18 protein-coding genes are annotated in these 23716 nt (G+C 34.3%); 4 read left to right on the forward strand and 14 right to left on the reverse strand.

All coding sequences use genetic code 11. The annotated features are described in order from the left end of the window. Positions 1–155 precede the first annotated feature (155 nt). Positions 156–1610 carry a glutamate synthase subunit beta gene (locus ACHRVX_RS00600; RefSeq protein WP_395327777.1) on the reverse strand — a complete coding sequence of 485 codons (1455 nt, stop codon included), beginning with the start codon at positions 1608–1610 and terminating at the stop codon, positions 156–158. Between the two features lie 82 nt (positions 1611–1692). Further along, on the reverse strand, positions 1693–6234 hold the full coding sequence (gene gltB / locus ACHRVX_RS00605; protein ID WP_395330267.1) for a glutamate synthase large subunit: 4542 nt from the start codon (positions 6232–6234) through the stop codon (positions 1693–1695). Positions 6235–6649: 415 nt separating this feature from the next. Between gltB and sucC the strand changes: the two genes are divergently transcribed. Then, entirely contained in the window at positions 6650–7843 is a 1194-nt protein-coding gene (sucC, locus tag ACHRVX_RS00610; protein WP_395327780.1) for an ADP-forming succinate--CoA ligase subunit beta, read from the forward strand. A 210-nt stretch (positions 7844–8053) separates the two neighbouring features. On the opposite strand, the gene ACHRVX_RS00615 is transcribed toward sucC, so the two are convergent. Then, on the reverse strand, positions 8054–8857 hold the full coding sequence (locus ACHRVX_RS00615; RefSeq protein WP_395327783.1) for a DUF5694 domain-containing protein: 804 nt from the start codon (positions 8855–8857) through the stop codon (positions 8054–8056). Positions 8858–9077: 220 nt separating this feature from the next. Here ACHRVX_RS00615 and ACHRVX_RS00620 point away from each other — a divergent pair, with 220 nt between their 5' ends. After that, positions 9078–10118 (forward strand): sensor histidine kinase, encoded by a 1041-nt coding sequence (locus ACHRVX_RS00620; protein WP_395327787.1) that lies wholly within the window; start codon positions 9078–9080, stop codon positions 10116–10118. A gap of 3 nt (positions 10119–10121) precedes the next feature. Beyond that, positions 10122–10826 carry a LytR/AlgR family response regulator transcription factor gene (locus ACHRVX_RS00625; RefSeq protein ID WP_395327790.1) on the forward strand — a complete coding sequence of 235 codons (705 nt, stop codon included), beginning with the start codon at positions 10122–10124 and terminating at the stop codon, positions 10824–10826. A gap of 171 nt (positions 10827–10997) precedes the next feature. Here the strand turns inward: ACHRVX_RS00625 and ACHRVX_RS00630 are convergent, their stop codons facing one another. The 3 genes from ACHRVX_RS00630 to ACHRVX_RS00640 all read right to left on the reverse strand — a co-directional run bounded on the left by ACHRVX_RS00630 (position 10998) and on the right by ACHRVX_RS00640 (position 13673). Continuing rightward, a complete protein-coding gene (locus tag ACHRVX_RS00630) occupies positions 10998–11462 on the reverse strand; it encodes a DUF1456 family protein (protein WP_395327793.1) in 465 nt (154 codons plus the stop codon). Between the two features lie 163 nt (positions 11463–11625). Further along, positions 11626–12657: an aminotransferase class I/II-fold pyridoxal phosphate-dependent enzyme gene (locus ACHRVX_RS00635; RefSeq protein ID WP_395327796.1), complete on the reverse strand. Its 1032-nt coding sequence runs from the start codon at positions 12655–12657 to the stop codon at positions 11626–11628. 5 nt (positions 12658–12662) lie between these two features. Beyond that, positions 12663–13673 carry a dipeptide epimerase gene (locus ACHRVX_RS00640; protein ID WP_395327799.1) on the reverse strand — a complete coding sequence of 337 codons (1011 nt, stop codon included), beginning with the start codon at positions 13671–13673 and terminating at the stop codon, positions 12663–12665. Positions 13674–13811: 138 nt separating this feature from the next. Here ACHRVX_RS00640 and ACHRVX_RS00645 point away from each other — a divergent pair, with 138 nt between their 5' ends. Beyond that, on the forward strand, positions 13812–14213 hold the full coding sequence (locus ACHRVX_RS00645; protein WP_395327802.1) for an excinuclease ABC subunit B: 402 nt from the start codon (positions 13812–13814) through the stop codon (positions 14211–14213). 46 nt (positions 14214–14259) lie between these two features. Here the strand turns inward: ACHRVX_RS00645 and ACHRVX_RS00650 are convergent, their stop codons facing one another. From ACHRVX_RS00650 to ACHRVX_RS00685, 8 genes are all read right to left on the reverse strand, one after another. Further along, positions 14260–16431, reverse strand: a complete 2172-nt coding sequence (locus ACHRVX_RS00650) for a prolyl oligopeptidase family serine peptidase (protein ID WP_395327804.1) — start codon at positions 16429–16431, stop codon at positions 14260–14262. Positions 16432–16524: 93 nt separating this feature from the next. After that, entirely contained in the window at positions 16525–18516 is a 1992-nt protein-coding gene (gene uvrB, locus ACHRVX_RS00655; RefSeq protein ID WP_395327807.1) for an excinuclease ABC subunit UvrB, read from the reverse strand. A gap of 244 nt (positions 18517–18760) precedes the next feature. Further along, positions 18761–19699: an alpha/beta fold hydrolase gene (locus tag ACHRVX_RS00660; protein WP_395327810.1), complete on the reverse strand. Its 939-nt coding sequence runs from the start codon at positions 19697–19699 to the stop codon at positions 18761–18763. 93 nt (positions 19700–19792) lie between these two features. Next, positions 19793–20749, reverse strand: coding sequence for a 23S rRNA (adenine(1618)-N(6))-methyltransferase RlmF (rlmF, locus tag ACHRVX_RS00665; RefSeq protein WP_395327813.1), 957 nt, complete (start codon positions 20747–20749; stop codon positions 19793–19795). 291 nt (positions 20750–21040) lie between these two features. Next, positions 21041–21703, reverse strand: coding sequence for a thiamine diphosphokinase (locus ACHRVX_RS00670; RefSeq protein ID WP_395327816.1), 663 nt, complete (start codon positions 21701–21703; stop codon positions 21041–21043). Positions 21704–21949: 246 nt separating this feature from the next. After that, positions 21950–22390, reverse strand: coding sequence for a DinB family protein (locus ACHRVX_RS00675; RefSeq protein ID WP_395327819.1), 441 nt, complete (start codon positions 22388–22390; stop codon positions 21950–21952). A gap of 4 nt (positions 22391–22394) precedes the next feature. After that, positions 22395–22877 carry a GyrI-like domain-containing protein gene (locus ACHRVX_RS00680; RefSeq protein ID WP_395327822.1) on the reverse strand — a complete coding sequence of 161 codons (483 nt, stop codon included), beginning with the start codon at positions 22875–22877 and terminating at the stop codon, positions 22395–22397. A gap of 5 nt (positions 22878–22882) precedes the next feature. Beyond that, complete coding sequence (locus ACHRVX_RS00685; protein ID WP_395327825.1) at positions 22883–23704, reverse strand: DUF4249 domain-containing protein; 822 nt, start codon at positions 23702–23704, stop codon at positions 22883–22885. Positions 23705–23716: the final 12 nt, after the last annotated feature.

Consider the following 23716-nt stretch of genomic DNA (forward strand, 5'->3'; position numbering starts at 1 on the left):
TGAGCACAGATTTTTAATTAAAGATAAAAAAAATCCGGTAAATCTGTTTTAATCTGTCAAATCCGTGGGCTAAATTTTTGCAAAAAAAAGCCGCTAAACTCCCAAGCATAAAAACTCAGAACCTTAGCGACTTAGTACCTTAGAAACTTAAAAACCTACAAACTCGGTAAATCTCCGTTTCCTTTGGTTGGCAAGTTGGTAGAACCCATTAAGAACAAATCGACTTCTCTTGCCGCTTCACGACCTTCAGAAATTGCCCAAACAATCAAAGATTGTCCACGGCGCATATCACCGGCGGTGAAAATATGAGGAACATTCGTTTGATAATTTTTTGCTTTATAATTGCTTCTCATATCAACTTCAAGACCTAATTGCTCGCTTAACGTTTTTTCCGGACCTGTAAATCCTAAAGCTAATAAAGCCAAATCGCACGGCCATATTTTCTCAGAACCTTCTTTTTCGATTAATTCAGGACGTTGACCCGGAGTCATTTTCCATTGTACTTCAACAGTTTTTAATCCTGTTAGTTCTCCTTTACTGTTAGATATAAATTCTTTAGTATTGATTAACCAGTTTCTGTCGCAGCCTTCTTCGTGAGAAGACGAAGTTTTTAACTGCAATGGCCAGAAAGGCCAAGGAGTTGATTCGCTTCTTCCAACCGGAGGTTTTGGTAAAATCTCAAAATTAGTAACCGATTTTGCTCCGTGACGGTTTGAAGTTCCAACACAGTCAGAACCTGTATCACCACCACCAATTACAATTACATCTTTTCCAGTTGCTTTAACCTGATCCGGAATTGATTCTCCGTATAAAACTTTAGTTTGTTGCGTAAGGAAATCCATTGCCTGAACAACGCCTTTGCTTTCGATTCCTTTCGTTGGCAAACTTCTTCTTTCTGTTGCTCCACCGCATAATACGATTGAATCGAAAGAATTTAATTCGGCTATGCTAAAGTTTACACCAACATTTACATTAGTTTTAAAAGTGATTCCTTCTGCTTCAAGGATTAATACACGTCTGTCGATAATTCCTTTTTCTAATTTGAAATTCGGAATTCCGTAACGTAATAAACCTCCAATAGCATTGTCTCTTTCAAAAACAGTAACCGTGTGACCGGCTCTGTTTAATTGTTGCGCAGCTGCTAAACCTGCAGGACCGGAACCAATAACGGCAACTGTTTTTCCTGTTCTTGATAATGGCGGTTGTGGTTTGATCCAGCCTTCGTCAAAACCTCTTTCGATAATATTTTTCTCGATGTTTTCGATTGCAACCGGTTCTTTTATGATTCCCAATACACATGATTTCTCACATGGAGCAGGGCATAAGCGACCTGTAAATTCCGGAAAGTTATTAGTAGATTGTAAAATCGCTAAGGCACTTTGCCATTCTTCCTGATGCACCATATCGTTGAAGTCAGGAATTAAATTTCCTAACGGACAAGCGCTGTGGCAAAAAGGAATCCCACAATCCATACATCTTGACCCTTGTTCTTTTTTCTTTTCTTCAGATAACGGAATAGTAAATTCGTTGTAGTTGGAAACACGTTCTGCTACTGCAAGATTACTTTCGTCGGCTCTGCTATATTCTTTAAATCCGCCTATTTTACCCATGACTTAAAATTTATCCTCCCCTCAGTCCCCTCCAAAGGAGGGGAAGCTAAATGGGAATGAAATTATTTATTTTTTTAATATTTTAGTTGTTAGCAAGTTCTTCCACAAGCTCTCCCTTTGGGAGTTGGAGGGATTTCTCTTCTGCAATTCGTTGTAATGCTTTTTTGTAATCTGTTGGCATTACTTTTACGAAATGGTTTTGTTCATTTTCCCAGTCTGCTAAAATTCTTTTTGCTAATGGACTGTTGGTGTACAAAGAGTGATTTTTGATTAGTTTTCTCAATTTAGTCACATCTTCCAATTCGATAGGATCAAAAGCAACCATTTCCATGTTGCATAATGTCGCATCAAATTGTTGCTTCGGGTCATAAACATATGCAACACCACCGCTCATACCAGCTGCGAAGTTTCTTCCTGTTTTTCCTAAAACAACCACTGTACCACCAGTCATGTATTCGCATCCGTGATCTCCAATTCCTTCAACAACCGCAGTTGCTCCGGAATTTCTCACACAAAAACGTTCACCGGCCATTCCATTAATATAAGCCTCTCCGGTAATAGCTCCGTAGAGGGCAACGTTACCAATAATGATATTTTCTTCAGGTTTGAAAGTTGCGGTAGGAGGGACTTTGATAATCAATTTTCCTCCGGATAAACCTTTTCCTAAATAATCATTACAGTTTCCGTGAATTTTAAACGACAATCCGTTTGTTGCAAAAGCACCAAAACTTTGTCCGGCAGAACCTTCAAAATCAACTAAAATAGTGTCTTCGGGTAAACCTTGTGCGCCATATATTTTTGAGATTTCATTACTCAAAATAGCACCTACAGAACGGTCTGTATTTTTAATTTTAAACGTAACTCTTGTTTTTTCTTTTCTGTAAATTGACGGAATCGCTTCTTTGATAATTTCAAAATCCAATACGTTTTCTAAGTTGTGATCTTGTTCAGTTGTATTGTGATTAGGAACCGTTTTCGCTTTTTCCGGTTTGTATAAAATCGATGATAAATCTAAACCATTTGCTTTGTAATGTTTGATGGCTTTGTTCACATTTAATTTTTGTGACTGACCCACCATTTCTTTTAAGGTTCTAAAACCTAATTGCGCCATAATTCCTCTTAATTCTTCGGCAATAAAATACATGAAGTTGATGACGTGCTCCGGAGTTCCTTTGAAATTTTTTCTCAATTCAGGATCCTGAGTTGCAATACCAACCGGACAAGTATTTAAGTGACAAGCTCTCATCATGATACAACCGGAAGCCACAAGTGGAGCAGTAGCAAAACCAAATTCTTCAGCTCCTAATAATGCAGCAATTGCTACGTCACGACCTGTTTTTAATTGTCCGTCACATTCCAGAACCACACGGCTTCTTAAATCATTTAAGATCAAAGTTTGTTGTGCTTCGGCTAAGCCAAGTTCCCACGGAATACCTGTGTGTTGCAAGGAAGTTAATGGTGCAGCACCGGTTCCTCCGTCATAACCTGAAATAAGGATCACATCAGCTTTTGCTTTGGCAACACCGGCAGCGATGGTTCCAACTCCAACTTCTGAAACTAATTTTACGTTTACACGCGCTTCACGATTGGCATTTTTTAAGTCAAAAATCAACTGCGATAAATCCTCAATGGAGTAAATATCGTGGTGTGGCGGAGGAGAAATCAAACCTACATAAGGCGTAGAGTTTCTGGTTTCGGCAATCCACGGCACAACTTTTTCGCCTGGTAACTGACCGCCTTCTCCAGGTTTTGCACCTTGCGCCATTTTGATCTGGATTTCTTTGGCGTTTGTTAAATAGTTGATCGAAACCCCAAAACGTCCTGACGCTACTTGTTTGATGGCACTGTTTCTCGAATCTCCGTTGATTTCTTTCTGGAAACGTTTAGGATCTTCTCCACCTTCTCCGGAATTACTTTTTCCGCCAATTCGGTTCATTGCAATCGCAAGATTCTCGTGCGCTTCTCTACTGATAGATCCGTAAGACATCGCACCCGTTTTGAATTTTTTTACAATCTCAGTCCACGGTTCTACTTCGTCAATAGAAATTGGGTCTAAATTGTTGAATTCGAATAAACCTCTAATAGTCATTAGGTTTGAGCTTTGCTCATTGACCATGTCCGAGTATTCTTTATAACTTTCAGGACTGTTCAAACGAACTGCCTGCTGTAATTTTGAAATAGTTGTCGGGTTAAACATGTGTTTTTCTCCACCACGTCTCCATCTGTAAATACCTCCAATTTCTAACGACAATAAACTTGCAATTTTAGAATTTGGAAATGCTTTTTGGAAACGTTTCTTAACCTCTTTTTCAACTTCCATTAAGCCAATTCCTTCAATTCTTGAAGGCGTAAATGGGAAGTATTTATTGGTGAAAGTTTTGTTTAAGCCTAAAATCTCGAAAATCTGAGCAGCTCGGTACGAATGTAATGTCGAGATACCAATTTTATTCATGATTTTAAGAATTCCTTTTGCGATTGCTTTGTTGTAATTTACAATTGCATAATCAGCTTTTATTCCTGTAATATGTCCTTGATTTACCTGATCGTGAATAATTTCGTTTACCATGTATGGATTGATCGCACTTGCGCCGTATCCAAACAATAAAGCAAAATGATGTGGTTCACGTGGTTCGGCAGATTCGATTATGATTCCGAATTTAGAACGAACCTGTAAAATGTTCAAAGAGTGGTGAATGTAAGAACACGCCAATAACATAGGAATTGGAGCTAATTCTTCACTTACGCCTCTGTCTGATAAAATAATGATATTACATCCTTCAGAAACGGCTTTAAAAGTTGCCTGAACACATTTTTCAAGCGCACGCTCTAAACCGTTAACTCCTTTTTCTATTTTATATAATGTAGAAATCGTAGCCGATTTAAAATCAGGGTGATCAATATTTCTGATTTTATCTAAATCCTCATTTGAAATAACCGGATTTTGGATTTTTAATTTTTTACATTGTTTAGATTCAATTTCAAAAATATTGAAATCTCCGCCAATCGCTAAACTGATATCAGTAATAATTTCTTCACGAATACCATCCAAAGGAGGATTGGTAACCTGAGCAAATAATTGCTTGAAATAGTTGTACAATAATTGAGGTTGCTCTGATAAAACGGCTAATGGCGTATCGTTACCCATGGAGCTAATAGCTTCAGCGCCCTGAGCTCCCATTGGGTTAATGATTGTTTTTAAATCCTCAATTGTATAACCAAATAATTTTTGTCTTGTCACAAAATCAAGTTTCTCAACAGGAGTTGGATTATTGGTATATGGAATTTTAGATAATGGCAGCAAGTTAGCGTCAATCCATTCCTTGTACGGACGTTTTGTTACAATTGCTTTTTTAATTTCATCATCTTCAATAATACGGCCTTCGTTCATATCCACAAGGAACATTTTTCCCGGCTCAAGACGACCGTGTTGTATTACATCTTCCGGTTCAATATCAAGTACACCAATTTCTGATGACATGATTACGAATCCGCTTTTTGTTAAGGTATAACGAGAAGGACGCAATCCGTTACGGTCTAAAAGCGCACCAATTACGTTACCATCTGTAAACGGAATCGAAGCCGGACCATCCCAAGGTTCCATGATACAAGCGTTAAACTCGTAGAATGCTTTCTTTTCCTCGCTCATCGTCTGGTGTTTTTCCCAAGCTTCAGGAACCACCATCATCATCGCTTCAGGCAATGAACGACCTGTCATTAATAAAAGTTCCACCACCATATCCATAGAAGCAGAATCTGATTTTCCTTCCAGGATAATTGGGAATAATTTTTTTATATCATTTCCGAAAACTTTACTTTCCATTAATTCTTCACGAGCACGCATACGGCTCACGTTTCCGCGAAGTGTATTGATTTCACCATTATGACACATGTATCTAAACGGCTGCGCTAACTCCCATGAGGGGAAAGTATTGGTTGAGAAACGCTGGTGCACTAACGCCAGACGAGTCACTAAATCGGGATCTTTTAAGTCAACATAATAACGGCTGATGTCTTCCGGCATCAATAGACCTTTATATATTATGGTAGTTGTCGATAAACTAGAGAAATAAAACATGTGACTTTCAGAGGTTTTAGATCCTCTTACCGCATGTTCAGCAATTTTTCTAGCTGCAAAAAGTTTTGCATTAAATTCTTGTTCAGTTAAATCCTGACCGTTCTTGCTAACAAAAACCTGTTTAACTGTTGGTTCTTTTTCTGCGGCAATCTGCCCTAAATTTTCGGCTTCAACAGGTACATCTCTCCAACCTAAGATCTTTAAATTCTGATCTTTAATTGTTGATTCGAAAGCGTTGATACAAAAAGAAACCTGGTTTTTGCTTTTTGGTAAAAAAACCATTCCTACTGCATACTCACGCGTTTCAGGGATTTCAAAATCACATACTTTTTTAAAAAAAGCATGCGGGATGTCAAATAAAATTCCAGCTCCGTCTCCAGTTCTTCCATCAGAACTAACGGCACCACGATGTTCCAATTTTATTAAGATATCCAATGCTTTATGAATAATATCGTTTGATTTAATACCATTCAAATTACAAATAAATCCTGCACCACAATTGTCGTGTTCAAATTCAGGCAAATAAAGCCCTTGTTCTTTAACTTTCATTCTTGATATTTTTTCTACAAAAATAGAGATTTCGTTAAACATAATGTATTGAAATTGTAATTTGGCTTTCATTTTTGTTGTAATATTAGAAAAACAGTTCTTAAATGATAATAATTTCGTAGAAAGCATTGCAAAATGATGAAATCACAATATGTTTTGAATTATATTCGCGAAAGTCCTTTCTGAGCTATTGAAATCATTGGGGTTTTTGTTAAATTTCAAACGAAATAGTGTTTTTTAGTTAACAATTTGCATGCAATAGTTTAACGATTACTTTTCTCTGAAATATAATAATACAGGAATATCTGAAGGACTTGTTTTTTAATTGAAAAACATTTTACTATTAAGTTGAATTTTGCTATTTTTGTCGCACTTTTATTCTGAACTAAATTCAGAACCAGACAAATTCTATATTATGAACATACACGAATATCAAGGAAAAGAGATTTTAGCAAGTTACGGAGTACGCATTCAACGCGGAATTGTAGCTAATAGTGCAGATGAAGCTGTGGAAGCTGCAAAACAATTAACTGCCGAAACTGGTACAGGATGGCATGTGATAAAAGCACAGGTTCATGCAGGTGGACGTGGAAAAGGTGGTGGAGTTAAATTGGCTAAAAACTTAGAACAAGTTAAAGAAATTGCAGGACAAATTATCGGAATGCAATTGATTACACCTCAAACTTCTGCTGAAGGTAAAAAAGTAAGCACAATTTTAGTAGCAGAAGATGTTTACTATCCTGGTGAAAGTGAAACTTCTGAATTTTATGTTTCTGTTTTATTAAATAGAGCTACTGGTCGTAACATGATTATGTATTCTACTGAAGGTGGAATGGATATTGAAGAAGTTGCTGAGCACACTCCTCATTTAATTTTTACTGAAGAAGTTGATCCTTCTGTTGGATTACAAGGTTTTCAGGCAAGAAGAATTGCTTTTAACTTAGGTCTTTCCGGAAATGCTTTCAAAGAAATGGTTAAATTCATCGATTCATTATACAATGCTTACATTGGTTCTGATGCTTCTATGTTTGAAATCAACCCGGTTTTGAAAACATCTGATAACAAAATTATGGCTGTTGATGCTAAAGTAAATATCGATGATAATGCTTTATACAGACAACCAAAATATGCTGAGATGAGAGATATCCGTGAGGAGAACCCTATCGAAGTTGAAGCTAAAGAAGTAGGATTGAACTATGTAGATCTTGACGGTACTGTAGGATGTATGGTAAACGGAGCAGGTCTTGCAATGGCAACTATGGATTTAATTAAATACGCTGGTTTTGAGCCTGCTAACTTTTTAGACGTTGGTGGAACTGCTGATGCTAAACGTGTTGAAACTGCTTTTAGAATTATCTTAAAAGATCCTAACGTAAAAGCTATTTTAATCAATATTTTTGGTGGAATCGTTCGTTGTGACCGTGTGGCGCAAGGAGTTGTTGATGCTTACAAAAATATGGGTGATGCTATTAATGTGCCAATTATCGTTCGTTTGCAAGGAACAAATGCTGAAATTGCAAAAGAATTAATTGACAATTCAGGTATGCCAATTTTATCAGCTACTCAATTTCAAGAAGCTGCTGATCAGGTTAAAGCTGCACTTTCTTAATCAAATAAGAAATCAATTATATAGAAAATCCTTCCAGTCATTGGAAGGATTTTTTTGTAATAATAATTTTTAACCGCAAAGACCGCAAAGGTTTACGCAAAGTTCGCAAAGTTTTATTGATAAAGCTTTGCGAACTTTGCGTTTGATGTAGATTCTTATAATTAAAAAATCCTTGCGGTCTTTGCGGTTAAATTCTTCGCGGTTAGAAAATTACTTTAGCACAGTAGCCAACTCTACAATTTCAAATTCAGGATTATGTTCAACAAATTCTCGAATCATTGCCGTATGTCCTGCTCCCAATAAAACCATTATTTTGTCGTCTTTGCTTTCAGTTAATTTCTGAATAAGAGCATACATATAAAGATTTCTTCTGTACCATTCTGAAACTAAATAAGCACCTACAAAATCATCCGTTTTTCCGCCTTTAATAGCAGTTTCAAGATACCACTTAACATTATCATCATTTGATGCTTTTGTATTAATGTCTAAAAGTAATTCAGTCAAAGAATATTTCGCAATTTTTGCATTTTGATCCGTTTCATAATGTTTCATCGTTTCCTCATTTCTTTTGATTAAATCAAACTGACCTGCTGCTTTCATACCTTTTACCAGACTATCATAAGGAAAATCGGTATTGTTATAATCAATTGCATATAATTGTTTATGACCTAATTTTTTTGCTGATCTTAAGGCTACCTGAACTATTTCATCAGCATCTTTATGCAATAAACTATCCGTATTTTTATTGTAGAATTGATCCAGTTTGGTTTGTTTTTGATAATTCCATTCTATGAAAATTTTATCCGGACCAAATTTTTTAATTTTATTCGTAATGTTTTCTAACTCTTTCTGACTCTTGTCTGACATAACGTTGAATGTATTTACTTTAGCAACATCAAGTCCGGGATTTTCAAAGTGGAAGGTTCCCAGTAATAAAATTTGTTTCTTTTTTGATTGAGCAGAAGCAGTGTTGAATGCGAGTGTGAAAACTAATAATAAAGCGATTTTTTTCATGATGATTTGTTTTAAATTCATGACAAATGTATAATAGCTTTTCAGCTGAATTTTTAATTTTTGATGAACATCCAATTCTAAATCACCAACATCAGGAATTCACCAATAAAAAATTTCGTGTACTGTTTTTGATAGTTCATCCCTGAAAAACGATGTTTTGTATAAACATGCTTTTCATGTTACGTCATAGTTGTATTTTTGAATTAACAATCACATTATTATGAAGCTAAAAATTCCTTTTTATTATCATATCGCGCTTTTTCTGGGACTATTTATAATTTTTTATCTTTGGGATATTGGGGTAAATAATCGCAAAATGGACTTTGTTTTTAGTACGATGTATTTCTCGTTTAATGTGACGTTTGTTCTCACTATATTTATCGTCTATATTCTTAATTTTTATACTTTTTGCGATTGGTTTTTTAATAGAAAGAAAATTGTACTGTATGTATTAAGTATTCCGCTTTCGTTATTAATTTTTGCGGGAATTCGTTATTTTTTACAGGAAGTTATGGTTTTTGAAATTACAGGAATTCATAATTATTCCGAAAGGTCAAGGGAGGTTACGTACTATATCCGTGATAATTTTTTCTTCGGATTACCAGCGATTATTTTAAGTGTTCTAAGCTATTTATTTTGGCAATTTCAAGATGCTTACAAGCAAAATCAGCAATTGATTTTAGAGAATAAAAAAGCCGAATTGCAAATGCTGAAATCACAGGTAAGTCCTCACTTTTTGTTCAATACACTTAATTCGTTTTATAGCCAATTGATTTTGAAAGAGGATAAAATGGCTTCGGATATTTTAGTACTTTCAGATTTGCTTCGTTACGTGATTACAGAAACAGATAAAGAAGAAGTTTTATTGGTTAAAGAAATTCAGTTTTTAGAAAATTATATTCATTTACAAAAGAAAAGATTTGAAGATCAGCTTTATCTGGATTTTGAAATTGAAGGAGATTATTCGAATGAAAAAATTATTCCTTCGGCTTTAATTCATTTTATCGAAAATGTTTTCAAGCACGGAAAATTAAATAATGCTGCTGAAAAAGCTACTATTTCTATTAAAATACAAGATGACTTTTTAGAACTGTCAACCTTTAATTATAATGTTGAAGGAGAGAATTATTCTTCAACCGGAATTGGTTTTGATAATCTTACCAGACGTTTAGAATATACGTATCAAAATCATTTTACACTCAAAAAAACCACAGAAAATAATACCTTTAAAACGTATTTGAAAATCCCTTTAAATAAATAGAGAATGAAGCTTAAATGTATCATTGTTGATGATGAACCGCCAGCAACCAGAATTTTAGAAAATTATATCGAAAAAGTTTCTTTTCTGGAAAAAGTGGGTGTTTTTAATGATTCCTTAAAAGCATTAGAATTTCTAAACACACAAAGTGTCGATGTTATTTTTTTGGACATTCAGATGCCCCAATTAACAGGTTTACAAATTTCCCGAATTATCTCTAAAGATATCAAAGTCATTTTTACAACGGCATATCCGGATTTTGCCTTAGAAGGTTTTGAGTTAAATGCGATTGATTATTTATTAAAACCAATTGCTTTTGAACGTTTTTATCAGGCAGTTTCTAAACTAAACTCCGAATCTAAAACAGAAATCTCAACAAACAATTCATCTGATTTTATTTTCATCAAAACAGATGGTAAGAATAAATTTCAGAAATTATTTTTAGAGGAGATTTTATATGTCGAAAGTCTCCAGAATTATGTTTGTATTCATACGCTGAAACAACAAATAATAACACATTCGTCTTTAAAAAATGTAATCGAATCATTGCCCGAAAATGATTTTATTCAAATTCATAAATCCTTTGTCGTAGCACTAAAACAAATAGAATCTACAGATAGTTTTTCGGTATTTATCAATGCAAAAGAATTGCCAATTGGAGCCACTTTTAAAGATGCATTTTTTGAAAGAATTGATCAGAATAAGATATAAATCTATTTTGTTTTGATGATGATTTAACCGCAAAGAGCGCAAATTTTTTTATGTAAGGTTTAAATAAAACGCAAAGTTCGCAAAGCTTTATCAAATATAGCTTTGCGAACTTTGCGTTTATAAAGATTCTTATAATTAAAAAATCCTTGCGCTCTTTGCGGTTAAAAAAAACTATTTCTTATTCTTCCCGTTTTTGTAAATCACTTTTTCTACAACCTGTACTTTAGGAGCAGTTTTAGTATTGTTTTTCTTGAAAGGTTTTTTAGCTGCAGGACCGGATTTAGAAGGAGCTTTATCGCCTCTTCCTTTTTCAGCATCTTTTTCACTTGCTTTAAATTCAGGTCTTTCTTTAGTGCTGTCTTTCTTAGGGATTTCAGCTTTATGCTTTGCTAAAACATCGTTTGGGTTTTTAGGATTTTCTTTCGTTCCTCTTAAATGAATTACCAATCCGTTTAAGAAATTACGCAAAACCTGATCACCACATTCCATGTAATTTTCATGATCTTCGGCTCTAAAAAAAGCTCCCAATTCTGATTTTGTAATTCTAAAATCTACTAATTCTAAAATTTCAACTATTTGGTCGTCACGGAGCATCAAAGCCACGCGAAGTTTTTTTAGGATATCGTTGTTTGTCATCGTTTAATTTTTTACAAAGGTACGTTTTAAAACTAATTTGATTGCAATTTATTAAATTGAGGAAAGTTTTTTTTGCCACGAATTTCAATAATTTTCACTAATTGCGTTGCGTTTAAATTTAATTCGTGAAAATTTGTGTAATTCGTGGCTAACTTTTTTATTTTTATTTAAAATTATAGCCGTTTATAACGCTTATTAATTTTTCTAAATCTTCCAGAAGATGATTTGCAGTAATCACGATTCGGTTTAAATTTTTTGAGTTGGACTGATATTTAAAACTTGCGATAATAATTTTGTTTTCTCTTAATATTTCAATTAGATTTTCATCTTCTAAATAAATTAAAGGATATGATTTGTTGAATTTGATAGTGTCTTTTTTAATTATATTTTGATCGATATAACTCAGGTTTTCAATCAATTTATGATGTTGTACTTTATATATTTCCGATGCATCTGCCAAAGTCTGAACAAACGCAGGATTCATTCCGGCAGCAGAAATAAAAATATCCTGTTCCTTTATTTGGTTAATAAACGAAACATCACTTGCAATAACGCCGCCATTTAAACCAAATGCTTTTCCCAGAGAAGAAATCATGATTTTTCTTTTGACGGGAATATCAATTTCCGAATAAATTCCGCAGCCATCTTTGCCTAAAATTCCAAACGAATGCGATTCATCAACAAGTAAAGTAATTTGTTTATGATTTGGAATTTCTTTTAATATAGATAAGTCAATTGCCGTGGTTTGAAATCCGGAAACACCATCGGTCAAAACCGTAATTTTTTCAGATTGAGAATCTAATAATCGTGGATTTATTTCATTATTTATAAATACCGGCAAACTCTCATTGGTTTGAATTGCGTTATGAGTATTTGGGAAATGGAAAAAAGAATCGGTTTGCTTTTTTAGCTGATCGATTACTAATTTTCCTGCCAGCATTCCGGACGAAACTGTAACGGCTCTTTCGGCTTTTATATATTGGGCTAGAAAATTCTCACCATTTTCATAAGCGGTTAATTTAATATTGGCGCTTCTGGAACTTCCGTAAGTAGTTCCCCATTGTTGAATATTTTTAATCGCCAATTCCTGAAAATCCTTATTTGTGGGCAATCCCAAATAGGCTGTTCCGCCAAAATACAAATAGTGTTCCTGGTCAATCTCAATAATTCTATCCGGAAACTGATTGACATTCATAACATTTAGGTTAAAGTAACTCCGGTTCCGTTCAAATCAGAATAATAAATAACGCCATTTTTAATGGTTACTCCAGTTGCGATATCTTCGGCTAAAAGTAACGCTCCATCCATATCAACATAATCTAGTTGAGGTAATAAGTGCGCTATTGCAGATATTCCAACTGTTGATTCCGTCATACAACCCACCATAGTTTTTAGACCGAGTTTCTTAGCTTCTTCAATCATGCGTTTTCCCGGAGTTAGTCCGCCGCATTTTACCAATTTTACATTTACGCCGTGAAAGTGGCCGAAACACTTAGCAACGTCTTCTTCGATAATACAGCTTTCATCGGCAATTATTGGCAAAACAGAATGTTTGAAAACTTCTTTATGCGCTTCCCAATTATCTGCTTTCATGGGTTGTTCCAGAAATTCTACACCTAATTTTTTTAATTCAACAGCATTATTAATAGTTTCTTCAACGTTCCAGCCACAATTTGCGTCGATTCTAAAAATAGCATTAGTATGTTTTCGAAGTTCTTTTATAATCGCGATATCTTCTTTTGTTCCAAGTTTAATTTTATAAATAGGCCAGGGAAGTTCCTGCATTTTAGAAACCATTTTTTCTATGGAAGCAATCCCAATTGTATAATCCGTAAGAGGATTATTTTGGATAGAATAATTCCATAATTGGTATAATTTTTTGCCTTTTTTGCGTGCATATAAATCATTATAAGCGAGATCTAAGGCACACAAAGCAAACATATCACCTTTTAAATAGGGATATATTTTTGCCCAGAATTCATCAGGACTTTCATTTTGTGTGGTTTCAATAACGGATCTGATTTTTTCTAAATCCTGCATCATTACAGGAACCGTAGTTTTGTAATACGGATTTGAAGTTGCTTCTCCAAAACCAGAAAAACCTTCGCTTTTAAGTTCGACAATAAGTGAAGGTTGAAAATCAATCGATTCTCTGGAAATAGTAAAAGTGTGTTTTAGTTTTAGATTGTATTCTCTTAAAATTAATTCCATAGTGATTTCGATTGTTTTTTATATTTCAGGTAAAATATTCGTCATCTAAAGCAATATAAAAAGGAAGAATCTCCCGCATAATGACTTCTGTTGCGTTTTAGATTTAAAAACAATATTTTAGCTAAAAATAATAAATTGATGAATACCGAAACAGAAAAGATAAGTTTACTTTTAGAAATGATTGCTTTTTCTACCGTTGATGGGCAATTGCATGAACGAGAGTACGATTTTTTGTGGCTGGTTGCGCAGGAATTAAGTATTGAGAGGAGTGTTTTTCGTGATTTATTTCATCAGGAAAACACAAATTCAATCATAAAATCTGAGTTTCAGCGTATTCAGCAATTTTACAGATTGGCTTTGATCATGTATTGCGATGGTATTTTGCATGAAAAAGAAGCCAAAGCCATTAAGCAAATTGCAATTGAAATGGGGTTAAACCCAAATGCCACCAGACGTGTTTTAGATTTGATGAAAGAAGCACCAAACGCTATAATTGAACCTAAAGTTTTATTGAAAGTTTTTCAGGAACAGCATAATTAAAATAACGAAGGACTGCATTGTTGCAGTCCTCGTTTTTATTTAGACATTATTTTTTTGAAAGTTGAAATTTTGGGTGTCCGGTATTCGCATACGCAAAACTAATTATGTCGCCTGAAATCTCTACGTTTTTTGTTTTACTGTTACCTAGTCCGTGTCCAGCTTCAAAATCAGTAAAAAAAAGTATTTGTTTATCAGACGAATTTGCATTTTGAAGTAATGCTGCAAATTTTGCGGGTTCCCATGCCGTAACACGAGGATCATTTATTCCAGCGGTGACTAATGTGGCTGGATATGAGGTTCCTTTTTTAATATGATGAAAAGCATCCATTTCTAATAAAGCTTTAAAATCTTTAGGATCTTTTACTGTGCCAAATTCAGGAATATTAGCTGGTCCATTTGCTTGAATCTCCTGACGAATAGGATTCAATGAACCTGCTTGAATTATTGCTGCAGCAAATAAATCAGGACGCTCAGTAATTGCCCTTCCAATTAGTATTCCGCCGGCACTTTCGCTTCGAATTGCAATTTTTTTTGCAGAGGTATATTTTTTATTAATCAGATATTCTGCAGTTGCGATAAGATCTTTCCAGGTATTAGGCTTTGTCTCTTTAAAACCTGCTTTATACCATTTATCACCCAGTTCTCCACCGCCCCTAACGTGAGCTACAACATAAATACCACCATAAAGGCAATAAGGTAAAAGGCGGCCAGGACTAAAATAAGGATCCATGGAGCTTCCATAAGATCCATATCCTCCTATAAGTACAGGATTATCACCATTTAATTTGATGTTTTTGTTGTAAATAAGTGAAACAGGAACCATAACACCATCGTATGAAGGTATCATGATTTCTTTAGAGATAATGTCTTCGAATTCTTGATATTCGATAGGTTTTGTTAAAGGCTGAAAAGTAAATGTATTGGTTGTAGGATTATAAAAATACCTTTTTGGCTGAGAAGTCCAGCCTTCAATTGTAATCCAAATATCACTTTTAGTTGTACTTATTGTTGAAAAGGATGCTGAACCTGCCGTAAAGGGTAATTTTAGTTCAATTGGATTAGTTTTGTTTTTTGCTAAAAAATATGCTTTTGCCTCAATGCCATTCTGTGTAATTGAATAATATACCCCATCTTTTGTAACAGTAAAATTAGTAATATTTCCGTTTTTCGGCTCTTTAACAACAGTTATTGCCTTTTCTATTTCAGGATTTGAAAGAGGCACCTTGATAATTTTAAAATTAGCGGCATTCTTAAAAGTTAAATAATAAATAAACTCGTTATCAGTTGTAAAGCGTGCAATTTCATCTTCTTGAGTGACCAAACTTTTCCAAGTCGTTGGCGAAGGATTATTATTAAAATTAGAGGTGTATAATCTAATTCTGGCATCTACAGTACGGAATAGGGCGTAGTTTTTCGAATTTTTTCGATAAATATTATATGGAGCTTCTTCAGGAAGAATGTTAAGTTCAGGATTGGTGACATTAGAAAGAAATTCAACGTCTTCTTTTTCAGTCTGACCTAATTTATGATAATAGACTTTAGTATTTAATGATCTGTTTACATCTTTAACATCAGAAGAGTTAAGTCTTGTAAATGTAAAAGAGTTTCCGTCAGGCAACCACGAAACATAGCTGCCCCAACATCTGTCAAATGTTTCGGGATACATTTTACCGTTAATATCAATTATAAAAAGTTCACCACTTTCAGAGCCATTTTGAGAAATTTCAACAGCAACTTTATCTCCTTCAATATTGGGGGTAATTGAGCCAATATTATAAGTTATACCATCAGCTTTTTTGTAGCCTACAGGATCAAAAAGCAATATTTCATCGCCCTCGAATCCTTGTTTATAATATAGTTTATGATTTTCGTCATTTACGTTTCTTTTTAGGTAGAAATATTTATTATTTTCTGTTATATCTAATTCAGAAATTGTACTACCTCTTCTGGAATTTAATTCTTTTATTTTTTTTACTAAATTTTCACGTTCCGGAATTTCGTTTAATTTTTCACGGGCATACGCTGCATTGGTCTTCATCCAGTCTATTACTTTTGGATCGTTGAGATTTTCCAGATAGCGATAAGGATCAGATATGATTTTTCCAAAATAATTGTCTGTAACAATTATTTCCGGGGCTGGTTGTGGTTTGTTTTGTGCAGAAATAGAATTTGTGAAACCTAAAAAGGATGCAGTAATTAAAATAAATTTTGTATTCATGTACATTTGGTTAAAAGCCAGGATTAAAATAGCAAGTGGATTTGTAAGTGTAAATTTATAAAAACATTTGAATTAACCAATAGCCAGAGAATTTTAAGCCAATTGTTCCTGTAATTTTTTGATATCATCACGCAATTTAGCCGCTTGTAAAAAGTCTAATTCTTTCGCTGCTTTCTCCATTGATTTTCTTTTTTCACGAATCATTTTCTCTAATTCTGTTTTAGATAAATAAGCTGTTTCCGGTTCGGCAGCTGCAGATAAAGTATGTCCTAATTCATACTCGACCAACGGATTTTTAGTAAAAGCACTTTCGATTTTTTTGTTTAGCGCCTGAGGTGTAAGACCATGTTCAGTATTATAATTTATCTGTTTCGTTCTGCGATAATCCGTTTCATCAATCGTTCTTTGCATACTCGCTGTGATTTTATCAGCATACAAAATCGCTTTTCCGTTTAAATTTCTTGCCGCACGACCAATAGTTTGCGTTAAAGATCTGTGATTACGAAGAAAACCTTCTTTATCGGCATCTAAAATGGCAACAAGCGAAACTTCGGGTAAATCAAGTCCTTCACGAAGTAGATTTACTCCAATTAAAACATCAAAAATACCTTTTCTCAAATCCTGCATAATTTCGATACGCTCTAAAGTATCTACTTCAGAATGGATATAGCGACAGCGAATATTTACTTTGGTTAAATATTTGGCTAATTCTTCCGCCATTCTTTTGGTCAGGGTAGTAACTAAAACTCTTTCATCCAGTTCACAACGAACGTGTATTTCTTCGATTAAATCATCAATCTGATTCAAACTTGGGCGAACCTCAATAATAGGATCTAATAATCCTGTGGGACGTATAATTTGCTCCACATAAACTCCATCCGTTTTTTGCAATTCATAATCTGCAGGAGTTGCAGAAACATAAATAACCTGATTTTGCAAAGCTTCAAACTCTTCAAATTTTAAAGGTCTGTTGTCCATTGCGGCAGGTAAACGGAAACCATATTCGACCAAATTTTCTTTACGGCTTCGGTCACCGCCATACATAGCATGAACTTGTGAAACGGTTACGTGACTTTCGTCAACCACCATTAAAAAGTCGTTAGGAAAATAATCTAATAAACAAAAGGGTCTTGTTCCGGGAAGTCTTCCGTCAAGGTATCTCGAATAGTTTTCGATTCCGGAGCAATATCCTAATTCACGAATCATTTCTAAATCAAAATTGGTACGTTCTTCCAGGCGTTTTGCTTCCAGATGTTTTCCTGTTTCTTTAAAATAATCCACTTGTTTGACTAAATCCTGCTGAATTTCCCAAATAGCACCTTGTAAAACTTCCGGCGAAGTCACAAACATGTTAGCGGGATAAATGGTCAGTTTTTTGAACTTTTCTATAACTTGTGAAGTCTTGGCATCAAAGGATTCGATTTCTTCAATTTCATCTCCAAAAAAATGAATCCTGTAAGCATCATCAGCATAACTTGGATAGACTTCAACCGTATCGCCTTTTATTCTAAAAGTTCCGGGAGTAAAATCGGCTTCGGTTCTGGCGTATAAACTCTGAACCAGGCTATGTAATAATTTGGTACGTGATATTACCTGATCTCTTGCGATTTCGATTACGTTTTTCTTAAATTCAACGGGATTTCCAATACCATACAAACACGAAACCGAGGCAACAACTAAAATGTCACGACGACCTGAAAGCAGCGAAGAAGTCGTGCTCAAACGCATTTTTTCCAGCTCTTCGTTGATAGATAAATCTTTCTCGATAAAAACTCCTGTAACCGGCATAAAAGCTTCCGGTTGGTAATAGTCATAGTACGAAACGAAATATTCTACTGCATTGTTCGGGAAAAATTGCTTGAACTCTGAATACAACTGTGCAGCCAATGTTTTGTTATGGGCCAAAACCAAAGTTGGTCTTTGAACTTCCTGAATCACATTAGCAACGGTAAATGTTTTTCCGGAACCTGTAACTCCTAATAGCGTCTGATATTTTTCACCATCAACAATACCTTGTGATAGTTTTTCGATTGCTTGCGGCTGATCGCCTTTTGGACTATATTCTGAGGATACCTGGAAATTCATTTTTGACTGATGAAAAGATTAGTTTTGTAAAGATACAAAGTTTGAATTCTATAAAAAAGGGTTGCCACGAATTAGACGAATTGCCCAGATTTTTTGTTATTATTGATTTGTTTCACCTAGATTTAAAAAGATTTTAGCAGATTTATTTTAATTAGAATCTGTGTCGATCTGCCTAAATCTTTTTAGATCTGCGTGAAAAATTTTTAACTTCATGATATTGCCGTAGGGGAGTACACTTTATCAATTATTCCAAAAAATCAATCATTGCATCATTTACAATTTTTGATTGATCAATTGATAGAAAATGTCCGGCGTCTTTGATTATTTTAGTTTTACTGTTTACTAGATATTTTTGTGCTCGTTCCAGACTTTCGTCAGAATTAATAACGTCATGATCGCCAATTAAAACCAAAACGGGATTTTTGATAGATTCTAATTCCTTATCTGAAAAAGGCGTCATTTTAAGCATACTCGAATTTGATTTTGCATATTTATTTGCCAGATAAAATTGTCGTTTATAAACAGGACTAATTTTTTCAGGATGTGTAGAAAATGTTTTTAGTGTTTTTCCGAATTTTTTTTCACTTGGGAAAAATTTCAGCATTAAAGCCGAAGTTGTTTTGCCAACTTTGTCTATAAATTTGAAAGTTTGCGCCGGACTTAATAAAACTATTTTATCAATAGAATTGACTCTTTTAGTTGCTAATAAAGTAGCAATCCAGCCACCACGAGAAGCCGCTACAATATCAAATCTCTTTAATTTATAATGATCGAAAACTTCGTTGTACAAAAGCATGATCTCTTCTGATGAAAGTGGTTTTGATGTTAAAGTAGATTTACCGGGTTCCATCATAAAATCAATAGCATATATGCGATGATTTTTGGCTAAAGGTTTGATGTTAGGAAACCACATTGTTGAACTGGCATCCATTCCGTGGAGTAAAACTAAATCCTTTCCGTTTTTTGGACCAGCCATTATAACGTGCGCAATTCCGTAAGTAGTTTTTACATTTTCTTCAGAATACGGAATGTCCCAAAGTTTCAGGGCTTTATCATATGAACTTATGTAAGCTTGTTTTTCGCTTTTTGTTTTAAAAACGTAATCGTCAAATTTTACTTTTTTAGTAGACGAACAGCCTGTCAGTAAAAGTAGTAATAGTATTCTAAAGTATAATTTTGGCATAGTTATAAAATTCAATTTACTTTTAAAGGTACGCAAATTGCATATCGATTAAGTATCAGAATTTTATTTTAAAGTATCATAATTATAATATTATTATTCAGACTCAAACTTCCATGCTTTTTGCTGGCTTTCACTTAAAAATGTCCAGGCTACGATTCGGCTTGTTTTTTGACCTTGCGCCATATCGATTGTTTTTACCACAGCTGCATTTACTTTATTGAGTGTTTTGTAAATGCTTGACAGGTTTTCTCGTTTTGAAACCAAAGTAGTGAACCACAAACATTGCATAGCAAATTTTGAACTTTCGTAAATCATTTGGGTGACAAAACCAATTTCTCCGCCATCACACCATAATTCGGCATTATGTCCGCCAAAATTCAGGACTGGATTTGTTTTTTTTCTTTCCTTCGTTAAGTTAGAAACTTTACGAACGGTGCTTTGATTCGCATCTTCGGCAGAAGAATGAAAAGGCGGATTACACATCGTGAATGTAAAACGATCTTCGGGCGTAATGATATTTTTAAAAATAAAACGAGATTCGGTTTGCTGCTGTAAACTTATTGCGTCAATTAATTTTGGATTTGCCTCAATGATTTTACTGCAATTTTCTATCGCATTTTCGTCGATATCCGTTCCAACAAAACTCCATCCATAAATGGCATTTCCTAATATAGGATAGATGCAATTGGCGCCTGTTCCAATATCCAAACCTAAAACAGAAGACCCTTGCGGAATAACTCCGTTATTGGTTTCGCCAAGTAAATCGGCTAAATAATGAATGTAATCTGTTCTTCCCGGAATTGGCGGACAAAGATAATTTTTAGGAATATCCCAGTTTTGTATGTCGTAATAAGTTTGTAATAATGCTTTGTTAAGCGCTTTTACTGCTAAGGGATTACTGAAATCAATCGTTTCAATTCCGTGAATGTTTATGGCAACATAGCCTTTTAATTCGGGACAATTTGCGATCAGAAGTTCGAAATCATAACGGGAACGATGAAGATTTCTAGGATGTAAATTGTTTTTTTCGGAATTGTCTGTTTCTTTCATTTTGTAAATTTCCGTGCAAAGATAGTCATTCTTTTTGCGGTAAATGATAATTATGAAAACGATTGACATTTGTACAAATTCGAATATTAAAATTCCAAATTCCAAATGTGGATTCAGACAATAGAAGCATAAATTTTGGTTTGTTTACAGATATAAAATTATGTTTCTCTGTTTTAATTTTTCTCGCAGATTTAAAAAGATTTAAGCTGATTTTTGCAGATGATTATTCCAAGTTTAACCTGCTGGAATCTCTTCCCGATATCTGTGGGGACTACATGAAACAGAACTTTTTTAATCCATGCATTCCATTAATAATAAATCACCATCTTTATGAGTGATGCTGACTAAACCATCTTGCGCTACAGCATTGCTGCTGCCGGTTCTATAGCCCATTGTTAGCGTATCATTTTGTAAAGGATATTCTAGATTATTTGAATAAATTCCGTTTACAACTCCAATAGGAATCAGAGAAATAGGAGTTTTTGCCGTGTACCATTTCTCGAATTTGTTGGGTAGCAAAAAGATCTTAGAGTGATCATCGAGGATTACAATTTTAAGCAAGTTGCGATAACGAACAATATTGGTAAGGTTTGTAATCGTATGATCAGCGCGTTTTCCGGTGGCCCAAACAACATTTACGGCGGGAATTTTACGGGCGATTAAATAGTCGAAAGCTTTCTCTAAATCGGTTTTATCCTGATCTGGTGTATGGACAATTTCGATAGGATATTGTGACGTTTTGTAGATTTCAGGATCAAAACCACGATCAAAATCTCCCAGAAGCACATCGACTTTTATGTCAAGTTTTATAACTCTTTCAATAGCAGAATCCAGTACAATAACTAGTGGCGACCATTCAAGCAATTGTCCTAATAATTCCGGATTACATGCTGCTCCGTTTGCAATAATTAATGCTGGTTCCTGGTCGTCGCGTACGATATGGTGTGAAGACATTTAGATTTTTGATTTGAAATGTGCTGTAAATGTACAATAAGATTTTAGAGGGCAGATTTTAGAGTTTAGATTTTTTTTCCATTAAGAAATAATTATTCAGTCTCAGTCTCAGTTACGGTTTTCAGTCTCAGTCACGGTATTCAGTCGCAGTTTGCGTTGCTGGTTAAATATAAACGGAGACTGAAAACTGAAAACTGTATACTGAGACTGAAAACTTTAAACTGCGACTGTAAACTTAAGAACTTTCTAAACCAATCTTCTATGATAATTGATTTGCCCCAGATGATAGGCTAAATGTGTAGAAAGATGCACCAGAAAGTAACCAGTTGTCATTTCTTTTTCGAATACAATTTGTGGATAAATCGCTTCTAAATCTTTTTCGGTTAAAGTATCAAGGGTATTATTTACGAGTAAAATTACATTGTCAATTTTACTTATTAATTCTGATCTTGGAATATCTTTTAATGAAAATTCTAAAGGACGATTTCTAATATATTCTATTTTTCCTAATTCGGAACCAATGTAAGTACTTATATTTCCAATTAAGTGAAGGCAAAGATTTCCTGCAGAATTGGATATGTTTTTATCAATTGCCCAAATTTGACTTTCGTTTTGATAGGATTCGATTTCAAGTTTTAGTTTGTTGAGATCTCTGTTAAAGAGGGATTTTAATGTTTCGGTTAGCATGATCTTAATTTTTATTTTTTATTGGGATCCAGATTTCTTCTTCAGATTCCGGATCTTCTTTTTTATATTGATCTCCCATTACTGCAAAATGGGGTCTGTCGTCTACGGTATATTCTGAATTGGGCAGCCACTCTGCAAAAATAGAATGATAGGTTTTATGACCTTCGCTTTGTGGACCTTTATGAATAAAAACAGCATATAATCCGTTTGGAATTAATAGAGTTTCCATTTCTGCCGGAATCTCATCGAAATTAGAAACTTCGACTGCCGCCCATTTCTGAAAGCTGTTACTGGGATCAAAATTATCAAAATGACCTTTAGGAAAAACTTCCAGGGAGTATAAATTAGAATCGATTATATTTTTGATTTCTTTTTTTACTGGCATAAAAGAACTCCATAATTGAAACGTTTTATTTTCGACAAACGACATCACAATGTGTTTGCCAATTAATTTTTTCTCAGATAAAATTTCAATTCTGGCTTCCATCTTAATTATTGAATTTTGTATTTTTTTATGTCTATTTCGCTAAGCGAAAAATAACCTAACGGATAATTTGCTTTATCACTGGTGTTCATAATATTTCCTTTTACCGTTGCCGGAGGAGATTGAAAAGGTCCGCCAACATTATTTCCTGCAATACTTACCAGAATATTCATATAATTGTAATATTGTTTTGAAATTCCGTAGTGTGTGATTTCAACTTCGTCGCCAATTTTTAGATCGTCATCATCTGATGAACTGAAATATTCATTTCCCTGAAAAAATTTATCTTCACTTACATAATACGTTGAGGTGATTTTATTGGAGTAAACATATTTATACAAATAAAAATTATCTACATCAGCAGGATCATTATAAAAAGCACGAATTTCGATTTCATCTCCCGTGATTCCGCCTTCATTATTTTGTTCTGTACGCGTTATTGGAGCGACAGGTTTCATTATTTCGGTTGCGTTATAAGTAACACCTTTAGTAATTACGGTTAAAGTATAAGTTTCATTCAGTACAGGTTTAAAGCTGGTACAGACATATCTGCCGGTTTTTGGAACTTCAGTAAAGTTAAAGTGCTCGTTTTGGCTGTTTTGTATAAAAACTGTTGCTCCTGAAACTGTTGGAATCACATTTTCAAAATAACCGGTAGTGGTGCTTAATTTGATAGTTTGCTGATTTCCTGTTGTTCCTTTTTGCCAGTTTATGGCAGCTTCGATTACTAATTTTGGAGGTGCGGTATCGAGATCAACATCAACGACTTCCTCACAACTTGCGACGAAAAGCGATATAAAAAACACGATTAATAAGGTTGCTTTTTTCATGATATATCTTTT

This window comes from Flavobacterium sp. FlaQc-47, assembly GCF_044006475.1.
GTDB lineage: Bacteria > Bacteroidota > Bacteroidia > Flavobacteriales > Flavobacteriaceae > Flavobacterium.

Coding starts and splice junctions, on each gene's coding strand:
- ACHRVX_RS00680 (WP_395327822.1), bottom strand. CDS start 22,877: ATGGAAGCCAGAATTGAAATTTTATCTGAGAAAAAATTAATTGGCAAA.
- ACHRVX_RS00615 (WP_395327783.1), bottom strand. CDS start 8,857: ATGAAAAAAATCGCTTTATTATTAGTTTTCACACTCGCATTCAACACT.
- ACHRVX_RS00635 (WP_395327796.1), bottom strand. CDS start 12,657: ATGAATGTCAATCAGTTTCCGGATAGAATTATTGAGATTGACCAGGAA.
- ACHRVX_RS00645 (WP_395327802.1), top strand. CDS start 13,812: ATGAATACCGAAACAGAAAAGATAAGTTTACTTTTAGAAATGATTGCT.
- sucC (WP_395327780.1), top strand. CDS start 6,650: ATGAACATACACGAATATCAAGGAAAAGAGATTTTAGCAAGTTACGGA.
- ACHRVX_RS00675 (WP_395327819.1), bottom strand. CDS start 22,390: ATGCTAACCGAAACATTAAAATCCCTCTTTAACAGAGATCTCAACAAA.
- ACHRVX_RS00670 (WP_395327816.1), bottom strand. CDS start 21,703: ATGTCTTCACACCATATCGTACGCGACGACCAGGAACCAGCATTAATT.
- uvrB (WP_395327807.1), bottom strand. CDS start 18,516: ATGAATTTCCAGGTATCCTCAGAATATAGTCCAAAAGGCGATCAGCCG.
- ACHRVX_RS00685 (WP_395327825.1), bottom strand. CDS start 23,704: ATGAAAAAAGCAACCTTATTAATCGTGTTTTTTATATCGCTTTTCGTC.
- rlmF (WP_395327813.1), bottom strand. CDS start 20,749: ATGAAAGAAACAGACAATTCCGAAAAAAACAATTTACATCCTAGAAAT.
- ACHRVX_RS00650 (WP_395327804.1), bottom strand. CDS start 16,431: ATGAATACAAAATTTATTTTAATTACTGCATCCTTTTTAGGTTTCACA.
- ACHRVX_RS00660 (WP_395327810.1), bottom strand. CDS start 19,699: ATGCCAAAATTATACTTTAGAATACTATTACTACTTTTACTGACAGGC.
- ACHRVX_RS00600 (WP_395327777.1), bottom strand. CDS start 1,610: ATGGGTAAAATAGGCGGATTTAAAGAATATAGCAGAGCCGACGAAAGT.
- ACHRVX_RS00625 (WP_395327790.1), top strand. CDS start 10,122: ATGAAGCTTAAATGTATCATTGTTGATGATGAACCGCCAGCAACCAGA.
- ACHRVX_RS00640 (WP_395327799.1), bottom strand. CDS start 13,673: ATGGAATTAATTTTAAGAGAATACAATCTAAAACTAAAACACACTTTT.
- gltB (WP_395330267.1), bottom strand. CDS start 6,234: ATGAAAGTTAAAGAACAAGGGCTTTATTTGCCTGAATTTGAACACGAC.
- ACHRVX_RS00620 (WP_395327787.1), top strand. CDS start 9,078: ATGAAGCTAAAAATTCCTTTTTATTATCATATCGCGCTTTTTCTGGGA.
- ACHRVX_RS00630 (WP_395327793.1), bottom strand. CDS start 11,462: ATGACAAACAACGATATCCTAAAAAAACTTCGCGTGGCTTTGATGCTC.